The organism is Halomonas sp. hl-4, from assembly GCF_900215475.1.
Classification (GTDB): domain Bacteria; phylum Pseudomonadota; class Gammaproteobacteria; order Pseudomonadales; family Halomonadaceae; genus Vreelandella.
The window spans coordinates 1312204-1327338 of record NZ_LT907845.1 but is presented as its reverse complement, the minus strand read 5'-3'; the positions used below and the strand labels follow the sequence as shown (position 1 = coordinate 1327338).

15 protein-coding genes and 2 pseudogenes are annotated in these 15135 nt (G+C 44.1%); all 17 read left to right on the top strand.

Going from position 1 to position 15135, the window contains the following annotated elements; all coding sequences use genetic code 11:
• Positions 1 to 67 precede the first annotated feature (67 nt).
• Positions 68 to 1645: a glycosyltransferase gene (locus CPH17_RS06420; RefSeq protein ID WP_096298675.1), complete on the top strand. Its 1578-nt coding sequence runs from the start codon at positions 68 to 70 to the stop codon at positions 1643 to 1645.
• A gap of 330 nt (positions 1646 to 1975) precedes the next feature.
• Entirely contained in the window at positions 1976 to 2155 is a 180-nt protein-coding gene (locus CPH17_RS19885; RefSeq protein ID WP_157742944.1) for a hypothetical protein, read from the top strand.
• Positions 2136 to 2318, top strand: a complete 183-nt coding sequence (locus CPH17_RS20095; RefSeq protein ID WP_197703513.1) for a DDE-type integrase/transposase/recombinase — start codon at positions 2136 to 2138, stop codon at positions 2316 to 2318. The genes CPH17_RS19885 and CPH17_RS20095 overlap by 20 nt, the downstream gene beginning before the upstream one ends.
• Before the next feature lie 90 nt (positions 2319 to 2408).
• Positions 2409 to 2645, top strand: a complete 237-nt coding sequence (locus CPH17_RS20485) for an integrase core domain-containing protein (protein ID WP_197703512.1) — start codon at positions 2409 to 2411, stop codon at positions 2643 to 2645.
• Complete coding sequence (locus tag CPH17_RS20480) at positions 2561 to 2839, top strand: integrase core domain-containing protein (RefSeq protein ID WP_157742978.1); 279 nt, start codon at positions 2561 to 2563, stop codon at positions 2837 to 2839. The genes CPH17_RS20485 and CPH17_RS20480 overlap by 85 nt, the downstream gene beginning before the upstream one ends.
• A gap of 678 nt (positions 2840 to 3517) precedes the next feature.
• Positions 3518 to 3784, top strand: a complete 267-nt coding sequence (locus CPH17_RS19875) for a hypothetical protein (RefSeq protein WP_157742943.1) — start codon at positions 3518 to 3520, stop codon at positions 3782 to 3784.
• 205 nt (positions 3785 to 3989) lie between these two features.
• Positions 3990 to 6335 (top strand): hypothetical protein, encoded by a 2346-nt coding sequence (locus CPH17_RS06410; RefSeq protein ID WP_096298672.1) that lies wholly within the window; start codon positions 3990 to 3992, stop codon positions 6333 to 6335.
• A gap of 172 nt (positions 6336 to 6507) precedes the next feature.
• Positions 6508 to 7158: pseudogene (locus CPH17_RS20475) on the top strand (integrase core domain-containing protein).
• 132 nt (positions 7159 to 7290) lie between these two features.
• The gene (locus CPH17_RS06400; protein ID WP_096298670.1) at positions 7291 to 8391 is read left to right on the top strand and encodes a class I SAM-dependent methyltransferase; all 1101 of its coding nucleotides are present in this window, start codon (positions 7291 to 7293) and stop codon (positions 8389 to 8391) included.
• A 347-nt stretch (positions 8392 to 8738) separates the two neighbouring features.
• Positions 8739 to 10103: a transposase gene (locus CPH17_RS06395; RefSeq protein WP_231898087.1), complete on the top strand. Its 1365-nt coding sequence runs from the start codon at positions 8739 to 8741 to the stop codon at positions 10101 to 10103.
• 76 nt (positions 10104 to 10179) lie between these two features.
• Positions 10180 to 10392: a hypothetical protein gene (locus CPH17_RS06390; RefSeq protein WP_074394775.1), complete on the top strand. Its 213-nt coding sequence runs from the start codon at positions 10180 to 10182 to the stop codon at positions 10390 to 10392.
• Positions 10389 to 10745, top strand: coding sequence for an IS66 family insertion sequence element accessory protein TnpB (gene tnpB / locus CPH17_RS06385; RefSeq protein WP_074394776.1), 357 nt, complete (start codon positions 10389 to 10391; stop codon positions 10743 to 10745). The genes CPH17_RS06390 and tnpB overlap by 4 nt, the downstream gene beginning before the upstream one ends.
• Before the next feature lie 43 nt (positions 10746 to 10788).
• Positions 10789 to 12387 (top strand): IS66 family transposase, encoded by a 1599-nt coding sequence (tnpC, locus tag CPH17_RS06380; protein ID WP_074394777.1) that lies wholly within the window; start codon positions 10789 to 10791, stop codon positions 12385 to 12387.
• A gap of 34 nt (positions 12388 to 12421) precedes the next feature.
• Positions 12422 to 12646, top strand: a pseudogene (locus CPH17_RS06375) (transposase); the annotation flags it as partial.
• 794 nt (positions 12647 to 13440) lie between these two features.
• Positions 13441 to 13677 (top strand): hypothetical protein, encoded by a 237-nt coding sequence (locus tag CPH17_RS06370; protein ID WP_096298668.1) that lies wholly within the window; start codon positions 13441 to 13443, stop codon positions 13675 to 13677.
• A 289-nt stretch (positions 13678 to 13966) separates the two neighbouring features.
• Positions 13967 to 14278, top strand: a complete 312-nt coding sequence (locus CPH17_RS06365; RefSeq protein WP_092829743.1) for a DUF1153 domain-containing protein — start codon at positions 13967 to 13969, stop codon at positions 14276 to 14278.
• Between the two features lie 35 nt (positions 14279 to 14313).
• A complete protein-coding gene (locus CPH17_RS06360) occupies positions 14314 to 15093 on the top strand; it encodes an IS3 family transposase (protein ID WP_231898086.1) in 780 nt (259 codons plus the stop codon).
• Positions 15094 to 15135 lie beyond the last annotated feature (42 nt).

Genomic DNA, 15135 nt, shown 5'->3' with positions numbered 1-15135 from the left:
GTTAACTTTTTTGATTTTAGTTTGGTTTGTTGTTAACAGTAAGCTTTATATTTTTTTAAAGGAAAATATGAAAATTATAGTTTCTTTAGTTTCTAATCCTGGTACTACTGATGCGCGTGTTATGAAGCAAGCACGGTCTTTAGCTCGTGCTGGTCATAAAGTATATATATATGGTAGAATTGCAGCTGGATTTTCTGAATACGAATACATAAATGATAATATACATGTATATAGATTTGAATGTTTTTCTGAAAATTTAGTAAAAAAAAATAAAATCGAAGAAATGCTGTCACCAGCTGGTGTAGACGTAGTAAATTTATTTTCTTCGTATCTAAATTCTTATTTTAACTCTATTAACGCTTTAGCTAGCCTTCTACCCGAGAGAAATATTTTATTATCAAAACTATATGCTGTAAACGATAAGATAAATAACATTAAAATAAAAAGGAAAAAATTACTCAAAGTTATGAACTCTGATTATAAAGAATTATGTCCAATGTTATCTATTGGTTTTTTTTCTTACAGACAGTTTGATAAAAGAAAAGCATACAATAGTAATAAATTAGAATTTGATAGGCTTTGTTTAGAAATTGAGGAAGGAAAAGAGGAAAGAGAAAGGTTAAAGAAAAAGTTGCGGTGTTTTGATAAAGATAACAATAGAGAAAAATATTGCAATAAAATTAAAGAACAGTTGTATTATGTTCGATATTTCTTTTATGCTACAAACCTTCTAGACTTTGTTGGTGATATATCTCCTGATGTTATTCACTCCCATGATCTTCATCCATTATTAGGAGCTGTGCTCCTTTCAAAGAAAACAGGTGCAAAAGTTGTTTACGACGCACATGAGATAGAAGTAGAGCGCGTTCCACCTTTGCCGGTTGAGAAAAAGAGCTTTATTGATAGTTTGGAAAGAGGGCTATTCAAAAAAATTGATCATATTATAACTGTATGTAATTTTGCTGTTGATTTTTATGATGAACGTTTTCCTGGCTGCCGTCCCACTCTTGTAATGAATTCCCCAGAAATAAATATAGATAAATACAAAAATAATTTCTTTGATATTAAACATCTAACTGGGCTGAATCCGAAGGATAAAGTGATTATTTATGTCGGTGGTATTGGAAGAGAAGCTAGAGGGTTAGATAAGCTTATACTTTCAATGGCTAAATTAGAGGATTTCTATTTAGTCATTTTAGGCCCCAGACATGAAAGTAATGATTGTTGGCTCCTTAACCTTGCAAAAGAAGCTAACGTTGCAGAACGTATACATATGCTGCCTAGCGTTCCATCAGATATTGTCGTACCTACGATCCAGACAGCTGACTTAGGTGTTTGTCTAATCCAGGATGTATCTTTAAGCTATAGATATTCCATGCCCAACAAATTATTTGAAATGGCGTTTGCCGGAGTTCCTATTGTTGTATCTAATTTGCCAGAAATGTCAGGTTTTATAAAAGAGCTTAATATAGGTGTGGTGGTTGACCAAGCAAATCCTGACGATATTGCTATAGGTATATTGAAAGCTTACACTTATAAAAAGATGCACGCCGATTTTTCAGAAATAAATAAATTTTTGGAGGAAAAATACTCTTGGCATGCTCAGGAAAAAAACTTGCTTAAAGTTTATAGCATGTTAGTTTGATAATGTAATGAGCGTGAAGTCTGGCTATTGTTTTTTTAGGTGGGTATTACTGGAGCGCTCTAATTCTCATTGGTAAGAAATATAGATTAATTGGCTGTCGGAATTATAAGCTAATAAAAATTAGCTACCTCTGGATTAGTTTAGAATGAGGCTTAAGCTTTCATCTTAAGGTTCCTAAAATTAGAGCTTAGACTTCATTGGTGATTTGTTTTATGACTTATGCTTCTTGCCCCGCTTTACCAACCGAAGTGAGCAGAGGGTTAAGTCGACGTCATGAAGTGACCCCCTCCAGAGCTGCACAGGCTATAGTGCAGCTATTAGGAGGATGATATGAGCAGAACCCTCAGTTCCCCACCTTATGGCTATCGTCGTCTGGCGTGTGTGCTGGGTGAGAACCGCAAACCGATCCAGCGCATCCTGCAGTTGAAGAACTGGCAGGTACGCAAGCGAACCGCAGGGCTTCCGGCCGCGTGCCCGGAGTCTGCCCTCAGTGACCACACGACCGAATGAGCGTTGGGCCACTGATCTGACGCACGGTTGGTGCGGCAAGGACCGACGGGCCAGCCTGGCGGTGATCATCGATTGCTGCACGCGAGAAATTCTCGGTTGGCGATTATCGGACAATGGCAGCAGCAAGACCGCAGAAGCCGCGCTAGAAGAGGCTCTGGTGTAACGATTCGGCGCGCTGGGTCGTATTCATCAACCTCTGGCACTGAGATCGGATAATGGCCTCGTATTCAGCAGTCGGTATTACACGGCGACAGTGAAGGCCTATGGGCTTACCCAAGAGTTCACGACGCCATATACACCGGAGCAGAACGGGCTTGTCGAGCGCTTCTTCCGATCATTGAAGGAGGAGTGCATCTGGCAGCATCGATTTGAGTCGTTGGGCCAAGCTAGAGCCGTTCTCGGGCGCTGGATGCGGTACTACAACGAAGAACGGCCACATCAGTCACTAGGCTATGTGGCACCCCGAGCACACCCTGCAATAGCTGCGTAGGGTGTGCAAAAACCAGGGGGGCATTACACGCCAACCTTCAACACACCCAGGTTGTCATTGAGGCATGGCGACGGGAGTACAATGTAGAACGACCGAAGAGGAGTCATGGAGGGCTGGCACCTTCAGCCTATGCCGAGCAACTGGTGGTAAAACACGATAAAGTTACTTCTGACTTTAAACTCGGATGCTACTGAAGATGGGGTAACGTCGCGGCCTATACAAAATTTATTCGAAGTTAAGAAGGATATCAAAAAACCTCACAGACATGCCAGGGGGAATAATCTGAAATTCAGTTACCGAAGGTGATCCAGCTATTGGTTGAATTCATGTTTTCTCTTTGAAGGCTGCTATGATATAGTTTTACTTTCTCTAAAGTTAGCTATAAGAAAAGGTAATAAAGTGGTTTATAAATTTTATTAGTTATAAAGCCCCAATGGAGGTTCTAAAGATAATGCAAATTATTATTAATTTTAAGTAAAAGTTATATAATATGTTTTTCTTGAAGATTTTTGAAAATCTCATAAGGTAAGGGGGGGATTAATATTAATACTTGTGATAGAAAAAAGGAAGAGCTAGAACTCTTTCAGTTACTATGTTGTGCTGGGGATGACAATGAGCTATTACGTACCCAGCTACTTAATATACACGAAGCGCTTGAAGATGAATTAAGAAAACAGAAAGTTGAAGAATACCTTTTTCGACCAAAGCATCAGGCTAGTGAAGTTGAAAAAAGAAATATCAATCAAACTCCTGTAAGAATTTACAGTTATGGAGAGCAATCGCTTAGCGAAATACAAGAAAGTATATCACTTCGAAAAGCTAAAAATACGACTACTAATAATGAATCAAAGTCTCGAGACTCCGCCTATCAATTGGCTGTTATAAAAGAAGAAAATGAGCTTTTATTTACTCAATTAAAGATTGCACAAGAGGCATTAGAGGAAGCTTTCTTTTTATCAAAACTTAATAATAATCGCGAAGCTGCTGAGTTTAACAACCCAACCCCAAAAACAACCCCAAAAACAAAAAAACAGAAAATACCAATATGGCGATTTAAACGAGGCCGCAGCCATACTGTAGTCGCCATTGCAAAAAAATTAGCTAAAGAAATTTATCATAGAGCAAAGCAGCTTATTTGAGAACAGTTAACACTGTTCTCCTTGTAAAAGATGGTTCTGGAACTATAGCTAATCATTTTCTCAATTGACAACGAAGCAATATTGAGTTGAGCAAGATGAATAATTGGTTGGATATAATGAATGCTAATGCAATCAAACTGTAAAAAATCCGTGGAAAATTTTTAATTATTAGTGCTTTATTTAATCAATAATATGTGGATATTTTATGAATTTCGATAATTCAAACAGAAAATTACGCTTTGGCTATTTAGAACTGCAATCGCAAGCAGAGCAAAAATATAGAAATAAAGACTATGAAGCAGCTTATAGTCTTTATTTAGCTTGTATGAAAAGTGTTCCCTATGATTTTTTATCCTATAAAAGAATTTGCAATATTTATGAGGAAACTGAAGCTGAGGTGGGTTGCTTTAATGATTTGGTTGAGTTGAAAGAAAATTATTTAAGGTATGTTGGCAAAAAAAGACCAATATTTAATCAAAAAAATATTGCCGGCATATTGGGGAAGCTGGCGATGAAAGCAAATTTGAAATCTAATATAACCCTTAAAGATTCGTTAAATTTTTTAGGACAAAAACGAAAAGAAGAAAATAAAGATAGACCTACAGTTGTCATATTGACATGTATTTGGCAACGGAGAGATCTAACTGAGGTTTTTTTATCTTATTACAAAAGATTAGTTTCAGAATTAGAAGCTGATATTGATTTAAAACTATTAGCTGTAGGTTCCGAAGGAGAGGAGTCAAAAGAGCTCGTAGAGAAATATGGATTTATATATCTTGAGCATAGCAATTCTCCATTAAATAAAAAATGGGAGGCTGGACTTAAAAAAACTAAAGGCCTAAATCCGGATGCTGTAATAATTCTTGGTTCTGATGATTTTCTTCCAGTAAAAGTATTTGATATTTATCGATCTTGGATTGATCGCGGAGTTTTATGCGGCGGTTTTACTGACGGTTACTTTGTTGATATTTCAAACCCCATAGAATCTATATATTGGGGTGGTTATGGTGGAATGGAAAAAAATGCTGGGATGCCTTGGCGAATAAATGAAACAATGGGCATGGGAAGGTTCTATTCCTCAGACTTACTTGAGATCATAAACTATTCTCTGTGGGAAGGTGAGGATATAAACCGCGGGTTAGATGGTAGAGCTAAAGAGCGAGTAATAAGCTTTGGTTTATTACCAGTCAATGATGCTAATACATTGATATATAAAGAGGGTGGAACAGTTTATAGGTTGGGACAAGTTGGGATATCGCTAAAAGAAAATAATATTTATGCAGTTGATATTAAAATACCAAACTCTTCTGTTACACCGTTAGTGAATTTTTATCGAAGTTTGAACTCAGTCAAAAAAATTTCAAACTCTCTCAAGAATGTTGAGAAAGAATTTGGATATCGACTTTATTCAGAATTTAAAGTATTAAATAGAAAGTATAAGAGTAACGATTTTGATGATAGTGCAGGACTTTTAAAAAGTACACCTTCGTTAGATGAGCTTTTTGAGTTTATCTATCTTCAGCTGGATATGATGTTTAAGAGGAGTGACCATGGTCTTGCTCCTGGTGAAAAAGGGAGATTATATGGTTGGTACTGGGGGTATTATGGTAGAGTTTTGATCGATCTATATCGTGCTTCAGGAGAAAGGCGTTTTGATGATTTATTTTTAAATACTTGTTATAGACTTTTAGATGAAAGAGATGATAATTTGGGACTTATTGATGAAGAAAGAGGTAGGGTAGTTGCTTCATGGGGGGGTAAGTTTAAGAATAACAAACGTGCAAATGAGATTACTACTGCAGGTTTGATAACGTTGCCTATGTCAGAGTATGCTTCGCTATTTGGAAACAATTTGATAGGCAATCAAGCTATAATAACTCTTTCTGAGTTTTTAGGTGAAGAAGAAAAAGCTAGTTTCGGCAGTTATTTTACGCATAAGTCAGACGAAGTGGTAGAGGCAATTAATCATGCAAATTTATATGCTGCGTCGTTAGCACATGCGTCTAAATTGGAGCAAGCTCCTTGCGTTTTTAGAAGATTAGCTTTAGATATTTATAATTACTACAAATATTTCCTAACTAAAAGTGAATCTGGTCTAGTTAAGTGGCCATATTCGCCTTCCCCATCTGATAATCCTCATAAAATGAAAGCAGAAGCAATCTGGAAAGCTGGCGCGTCAATTGAGTTACCAGTTGCTTTGTCAGAAGCTGGTTTAATAAAAAATTCTGATCCTATCCTGCAAGATCTAAGTAGTATGCTCATACATAATAAGATTTTTAATGAGGGTGGCCTGCCACATTTTATTGATGATGATTCCAATATTTCTATTACTGAGCGTCATGATGGTACCAGTTTGCCGGGTTTTATTCCTTCCTGGGTTCAGTTGAATGATTTAAATCTTATTATTAAAATAATTAATGTCGTAAGTCGTAATTCTCCAAAATTTCCTAATGGCTGGCTTGGGGAGCAATACCCCAATAAGGGGGGCAGTAGAGCCATGATTATGGCGTTAGCTCATTTAAGATTACACTACCCTCATTTGTTTAGTTAAAAGCTAGGTTTTCAAGAATTAAAAAATAACATGGCGTTTAAGGCATTTGCGCCCAGAATCATACTATGATATCTGTGAAATTCCCTGCTGACCATTGGCTTGTGAATGTCTCACTCCCAGGTTGAGTAGCGCTACACTTTAGAGTCCGATCCTATGCGTAAGGAGATTGGATATGAAGAAGCGTTTCAGTAAGAACAGATCATTGGTTTCCTGGGCGAAGCAGAAGCGGGACTGCCCATCAAGGAGCTATGCCGTCGGCACGGCTTCTCAGTGGCTAGTTACTATCTATGGCGTAGCAAGTTTGGCGGCATGAGCGTACCCGATGCCAAGCGACTCAAAGAACTCGAAGCCAAAATGGGCATTTGAAAAAGCTGCTCGCTGATTCGCTACTAGAAATGGAGGTCACTCGCGAGGCGCTGATGAAAAAGTGGTAAGCGCGTTTTCACGCCGAGACGTGGTGCGCTTTATGGTGTCACGTGGCCTGAGTGAGCGCCGAGCACTGCGTGTCATTCGTATGAGTGCCAGATCAGAATTCTGTGGGCGCGCTATGCTGCCATGGGCTCTGTTTTTAATTGAACCTGGAAAACCCAACCAAAACGCCTACATCGAATCGTTCAATGGGCGCTTTCGAGATGAATGCCGGAATGAGCGTTGGTTCACCAACCTTCATCACGCCCAAGTTGTAATTGAGGTATGGCGGCGGGAGCACAACGAAGAAAGACTGAGGAAGAGTCTTGGAGGGCTGACACCTTCAGCTTATGCCGAGCAACTGGTAATAAAACACGATAAAGTGGCTTCTGACTCTAACCTTGGCTGCTACTGAAGATGGGGTGGCGTCTAGCTCTCTCTTGCATTTTTTTAACGCCTATTATAAAGAGGATACGCGTGGTAATCTAAATAAAGTACTAATAAAGTCATTTCTATCGCCATAGTATAGATCAAGTCGAGTGCTCTTATGAAAAATAATATTGATGTTTTTAATAAAAATAATGATGCTGAGTCTTTAATTAAACTAGCTAAAACATATATTTATAATGAGGATTATTTCAATGCTAATGAAGTCTACAGCTTTTTATTAAGGGGAGAAAAAAAAGCTATAGGTTTGATTATCTCTAAGGCTCATGCATTAAAAAACCAGCACCGACTAGATGAAGCTATCGACCTATTAGAAATGTCAGTTAGTGTTGGTGTTTATAATTGCAGGTCTTTACACACTTTGGCATCTTTTTATCGTGATAAAAAACATTGGATGAAAGCCGAGCAGTTTATTTGGGATATAATTAATTTGGACCCTGAATATTCTCAGCTAATTAGCTTTGCAACTTTTGCGGCTGACATTTTAAGAAAACTAGGATATATAAGTACTGCGTACAGCATTCTGTTATCTTCTATCTATTTTTCCGAATTTTTATGCCTTAGCATCCCTTTAACTACCATTGCAATTAAAGAAGAACTTGAGTATGAAATTTATTCTGGGTATTCAATCGAAGTTTCTTATCGGTTTTATGATGCTGTTTACCAGACTTCTGATAAATATGCATCGAGTTCAGAAGACTCCATTTATACTCCTGCTTGGGATAAAGTTGTTAATTATTTTAAGGATAATGATGTTTTAAGTGTTATTGATATTGGATGCGGTCCTGGACAATTTGCTGAGTATGCACTTAAAAGACTTCCTGCACTTGATTATACAGGTTTTGATTATAGTGCTGTTGCTATTTCACAAGCTAAACAAAGAGAAATTGCCGGAAAGTTTATTAAAGGGAATGCTTTTTCATCGGATATGCTAGATCCTAACAGTGAAAATAATTTATATATCCTGCTTGAGGTGCTTGAGCATATTGAAAAGGATGTTGAGCTTTTATCAAGTATATCAAGCGGGGCTTCAGTTGTTTTCTCAGTACCTAATTTTGACTCATTTGGACATGTTCGTTTTTTTTTAGATGAAAAAGAAGTTACGGATAGGTATGGTTATATTTTTTGCGATTTGAATATTGAAAGGGTGGTTTTAAAAGGCTACTCAACTATATTTTTAGGGTTTGGTAAGGTTAAATGATTTTTGGTTTTGTTATGAATGTGGTTTTCTTTTTATTTGGGTTTCTGGTTGCTTAGTTTGTAAAAATGCTTTAGCAGATGGGTGAAAAACTCACCTTTAATCTCTTTTGGCTTCAACCAGTTTTTTTGAGCCAAAGTGCTTTAGTTTCATAGCCAATTGTTTCGAAACGGTCGAGGTGTTAAAGTTAATAAATAGAACTACCGACCTTTCCTAGTATGAGTTTTACCTTTATTACCACGGGAAAGATTGCTGCTGGTCTGCCCTTGAGCTGCACGTTGAGGCTGTAGAAAAACCCGCGGACGCCTAAGTTTTGGTAGGATCGAGGAAACAGACGAGGAGTGGTCAGCATGCCGCGCTTCAAGGCTTATAACTACGATCAGAACGCCATGGTGGTGATCAACTACCAGGATCAGCTCCAGCCAGGTACCTTTGAACACGCCGTGCACTACCTGATCGAGTACAAGCTCGACTTATCCGTTTTCCATCCCAAGTACCGCAACGATGCGACCGGTCGGCTGGCCTACGATCCGGCCATCCTGCTTAAGATTATCCTGTTTGCTTACTCAAAAGGCATCACCTCCAGTCGCGAGATGCAGTGGAGCTGCGAGACCAATATTATTTTCAAAGCCCTTTCTTGCGATACCGTTCCCCACTTCACCACACTGGCCAGCTTCGTTAGCCGCCATGTCGATGAGATTGAAGTGCTGTTCGAACAAGTGCTGCTGGTGTGCCACGAACAAGGCTTGCTAGGTAACGAACTCTTTGCGATTGATGGCTGCAAGATGTCCTCCGATGCCTCAAAAGAGTGGTCTGGCACGTTCAAAGAATTGGACGAGAAACGTGAGAAACTGAGAGGCCTGATTCGGCATCACCTACTGGAGCACTACGCGCGTGATGAGGCCGAGACGGAAGCCGATCTGGATCGGGATATCCGACGGGCCAAGACGATTCTCTCGCTAGATACCGCCATGAACAAAGTGGATCGTTTCCTAAAGACGCACAGCCCAAGGATGGGCCGGGGGAAGCGAATCAAGGAAGTGAAGAGCAATCTGACCGATAACGAAAGTGCCAAAATGACGACCAGCAAGGGCACGATCCAGGGCTATAACGGTGTCGCCACGGTGGATAAAAAACACCAGATCGTCATTGACGCTCAGGCCTTTGGTGAAGGCCAGGAACACCACACTTTGCAGCCCGTACTGGAAACGGTCGAAGCCCGTTTTCAGAAGCTGGAGATTGCGGAAAATATCTACCAGCAAGGCACCGTCGTCACCGCGGATACCGGCTTCGCCAATGAAGCGAATATGAAGTACCTGCACGAACGACAGATCAATGGCTACATCCCCGATAACCAGTTCCGCAGCCGAGATCCGAAGTTCGCCGACCAGAAAGACAAATACGGCAAGCGCCATCAGAACCTGCCGGACAAAGGCTGGCGAGAGACGACGCCCGCCAGCGCGTTCCAATTTGATCCTGTAAAGCTAACGTGTATCTGTCCAGCTGGCGAAAAGCTGACCTATCGAGGGCAGCGGGAAGCCGACAATGGCAAGATCCGGGTGCACTTCGAAGGCCGTTTACTGCAATGTCGGCATTGCCCAAAGAAATACCGGTGCATGCAGAACCCAAGCTCGGCCGACCATCGCAACGGCGCTGGGCGACAAGTGTCTTTTATTATCGGGAACAATAACTTACCCAATTATACCGGCTGGTAAGCGATCCAATAAACCCATCTACCTAATCTCGTGAGGGCTGATCACACTGGTGATCTCTTTGGTTTTGGAGATCGTCATGACCTGTGAACTCAACCCCACTCAGGCCTTTTGGTTGGGCCATCTCTATCATGCCTCAGCGCTGAATATGCCGTTAAGTGATTACGCCGACTCACAAGCGTTACCCCTCACCGACCTGCTGACATGGGAGAAGCGGTTAAGCGTGCAAGGCTTGCCGGTGCCACCACGCTGCCGTCCCGCGCGGTTTTTGTCGGTGGAGGTGGTGACATGATCCGCCCTGGTACCGACCTGACGGTTTATTTATGCCGCGAACCCGTGGATATGCGCAAGCAAATCGATGGGTTGGCCTTGCTGGTCCAGGAGGCCATGGACTTGAACCCGTTCGATCAGGCGCTGTTTGTGTTCGGCAACCGCCAACGCGATAAGGTGAAGCTGCTATTCTGGGAACGTAACGGCTTTGTGGTGTGGTACAAGCGCCTGGAGCGCGAGCGATTTAAATGGCCAACGCATCTGGAAGGCGACACGGTGACGCTGACCGGTCAGGAACTGAACTGGCTGCTGGATGGCGTTAACCTTAAGGCCATGCAACCTCATAAAGCGTTGTATTTTCAGCAGGTTGGTTAGTTTTTTCTCCTGTCTCAGCGGTGTTTTTGGTATACTCGGTAGTATGCAAAACGCCGATTCTTCCTCGCCAACGATCTCCCAGCTTGAGCGCAAGCTGGCCGCTGCTGACGCTGAAAATGCGCGGCTATTGGCGTTGATGGAGAAAAAAGAAGCCCAGTGGGAAGCCACCAAACAATCGCTGTTTGAACAGTTCCGGCTGGCCCTGGAGCGTCAGTTCGGTCCTTCCACCGAGAAGTATCAGGTGGATCAAAAGGACCTGCTGATCAACGAAGCCGAAGTGGCGGTTGACGAGGAAGACGGCGACACCGACGCAGCGGACAACGAGGCGGTTAATGACACCGTGGCCGAGCCCACGGCGCCGGCGAAGAAACGCCGCTCTCGGGGTGGCCGGGTAGCGTTGCCGCCCGAGCTTCCACGGGTTGAGGTGGTGCATGATCTCCCTGAAGAGGCACGTCACTGTCAGGATGATGGCACCGCGCTCACGGTCATCGGCGAAGAAGTGAGCGAGGAACTGCACGTCGTGCCCGCCTGGGTGGAGGTGATCCGTCATGTGCGACGTAAGTATGCGTGCCGAACCTGCGAAGACGGCGTCAAGACTGCCCCGGCGCCCGCTAAGTTACTGCCGAAAAGCAATGCCAGCGCCACGCTGCTGGCCTATGTCGCCACCGCCAAGTACCAAGACGCCTTGCCGCTGTATCGGCAAAGCCAGATTTTTGCCCGCCATGGGGCGGAGATCCCCCGCAATACGCTGGCCCGGTGGATGGTGCAGGCCGGTGAACGCATCGCCCCGCTGATCGAGACGCTACGCCGACACCTGCTCCGTTCCCTGCTGATCCATATGGATGAAACGACGCTCCAGGTGAACCAAGAAGCGGATCGCAAAGCCAGTGCCACCTCTTACATGTGGGTGCAGCGCGGGGGGCCGCCAGGCCAACAGGTGGTCTTGTTCGATTATGACGCCAGCCGTGCCGGGCGAGTGCCTGTGCGCCTGTTGGGTGACTATGCAGGTCGCTTGGTCACCGATGGCTACGAAGGCTACGCCGAGGTGGTGCGTCGCAATGGGATCACCCAGGCGGGCTGTTGGGCACATGCACGGCGCAAGTTCGTCGAGGCGCAAAAAGTGCAGCCCAAAGGCAAAACCGGCAAAGCGGACTGGGCGCTGAACCAGATCCGTAAGCTGTACGGCGTGGAAAAACAGGCCAAAGCACTTGAGCCCGAAGCACGCCACAGGCTGCGTGAGCAGAAGAGCCAACCCTTAATCGCTCAACTGCGCACCTGGCTCGACAAGTCACTGGCGCAGGTGCTGCCTAAAAGTGCGCTGGGAAAAGCCCTGCACTACCTGGATCATCAGTGGCCGCGCCTGACCCGGTTCCTCGATGATGGCCTGATCCCGCTGGACAACAACCCGGCCGAAAATGCCATCCGCCCGTTCGTCGTCGGCCGCAAAAACTGGCTGTTCAGCCATACGCAGAGCGGCGCTCACGCCAGTGCGGCGATCTACAGCCTGATCGAAACCGCGAAAGCCAATGGCCTCTCGCCCTACGACTACTTACAACACGTCTTCAAGACACTGCCCACCCTCAACGATGATGAACTGACGACGCTGCTGCCCTGGCAGTGGAAAGAGACCTTACCGGTCTAAGCGAAGCTTGCATAGATGGGGTTTATGGCGCGCTTACACCGGCTGGATGAAGCACCGAGTCGATAGCCCCAAGGGCAAAGAAATTTACAGTCATCGAATGTCAGTCGTAGAGCCGGTGTTCGGCAATATTGGCACGACAAAAAGACTGAACCGCTTCAGCCTTCGGGGTAAGAAAAAGGTGCAAGGTCAGTGGCAGCTATACTGCTTGGTGCACAATATTGAGAAGCTAGCGAATTATGGCCATTTGGACGCGTCATGAAGGGCTTGGAGTGGGGTATGTTGCTTTGTGAGCGCAAAACACTGTCTTCAACTGGCTTAAGCTGGGCGCTCAAGTGGCTAAATGCCGACATTAAGATTACTCAGCCAGATGACCGGCTGGGTAAATAAATAAGGATAACAGGCGGTGGAGATGGCTCGAAATCAGGTTTTTCTACAGCCTCGTTAAAATGCAAAATTGTTGACTAGGTCTGATTGGCGAATCAAGTGCTAAAAAATTGAATAAGTGGTTTGCTCTTTTTAATATTAACGGCTTATATTTTTCGAGCGAGAAGCCGTATGCGGACACTTGGTACGCCATTAATTGATCCTCTAAACAGCTACCAGAACTTAGCTAGACTAAGTCTCTCCTTCAACGGCATAACCCCTTAATAGGCAGCCCTATCTATATTTCATCAAAAAACATGTTGCTGTTTTATTGCTTTTTTTATATTCGGTTTCCTTTTTTAGCATCGAACTCTCAAGCTTATAGCTACCCAAGCGAGAGTTGAAATCGGCTGACGTAAGCATCATTACAGCCACATCCAGTGTTTGTTTGGTCATGTGAACTGGTGCGAGAACTTGCTATCACTAATATTGTAAGGTGGGCTTTTTTTTCAGTATGGATGAACAGTTTGTGGTTATTTTCTTGATTATTTTGATACCTATAGTTATACTTCACGGTGATTTTATGTAGAAGACCTTTAGTAAACAGATATCGATGCCTTTTAGTCTAAATGCTTTCCTACGGAGTCCTGATTAAAATGGCAATTTTATTAATGATAGAGTGATTTTGAAATGACCCCATATGATCGTGTAGAAAAGGAAAAGGAAAAGGAAAAGGAAAAGGAAAAGGAAAAGGAAAAGGAAAAGGAAAAGGAAAAGGAAAAGGAAAAGGAAATAGAAGAGCTTCGTCAACGCTTAAAAAAATTGATTAATATTCATGCTAGTGAACGAGCTGAGTTGGCAGATAAGATAAGTTGTCTTTTAAAAGAAAATGAAGCCCTTAATAAGTTGCTTGAAATGAAAAAATAACTCTAGATAAGAGTTGATTCTATTAACTTACTTTGCTTATAGAGCCTAGGATTTTTAATCTCTATATGCTAAAAGCTGAAAAAAGCAATAACAGTTGCCTTCTGAAATGCTGAATTTTTCTTTTTTATTCCTTCTTATCAAATTCTATTTACCCGATTGCCATACCCCTCTGATGAGCAGTTTACCCCTACTCAGTGAAGCGTGTAAGTAATACAGCTAATTCGCTGTTTGATTGAAGTGACCCCCTCCAGAGCTGCACTGGCTATAGTGCAGCTATCAGGAGGATGATATGAGCAACGAACCCTCAGTCAAACGCTGGACCGCCAAGCGCAAAGCCGCTGTGGTCATGGATATCTTCAAGGGCAAGACCACCGTCGCTGAAGTGGCTCGACAGCATGACCTCACCGTCTCGGAAGTCGAGGGCTGGATGGAAGAAGCCCAACGCAATATGGAGAACGGGTTCCGAGCCCGTCCCAAGGATATCCGCGAGCAGTACGAGTCCGATCTGCGGGAAACCAAGGAGGCGCTGGGCGAAGCTCACCTGCAGATCTATGCATTAAAAAAGTTCAAACGCCTGCTCGACGAGGACGAGAACTCGTAAGGTCGTTGCAGGCGGAACTGGCCCAGGAGGGCCACGTGGTATCCCTCGTCAAGCTATGCCAGTGGCTGGGGCTCCCCCGGCGGACGCTGTACTATCGTCCCAAACCGCGTCGCCGGGTGATCAATACCGATCTAGCCGCTCGGGTAAAGCTGGCTCTGGAGGGATTCCCCACCTATGGCTATCGTCGTCTAGCGTGTGTGCTGGGTGAGAACCGCAAACCGATCCAGCGCATCCTGCAGTTGAAGAACTGGCAGGTACGCAAGCGACCGCAGGGCTTCCGGCCGCGTGCCCGGAGTCTGCCCTCAGTGACCACACGACCGGATGAGCGTTGGGCCACCGATCTGACGCATGTTTGGTGCGGCAAGGGCCGACGGGCCAGCCTGGCGGTGATCATCGATTGCTGCACGCGAGAAATTCTCGGTTGGCGATTATCGGACAATGGCAGCAGCAAGACCGCAGAAGCCGCGCTGGAAGAGGCTCTGGTGTATCGATTCGGCGCGCTGGGTCGTATTCATCAACCTCTGGCACTGAGGTCGGATAATGGCCTCGTGTTCAGCAGTCGGCATTACACGGCGACAGTGAAGGCCTATGGGCTCACCCAGGAGTTCACGACGCCATATACACCGGAGCAGAACGGGCTTGTCGAGCGCTTCTTCCGATCATTGAAGGAGGAGTGCATCTGGCAGCATCGATTTGAGTCGTTGGGCCAAGCTAGAGCCGTTCTCGGGCGCTGGATGCGGTACTACAACGAAGAACGGCCACATCAGTCACTAGGCTATGTGGCACCCCGAGCACACCCTGCAATAGCTGCGTAGGGTGTGCAAAAACCAGGGGGGGCATTACACGCCTCTCTTGGC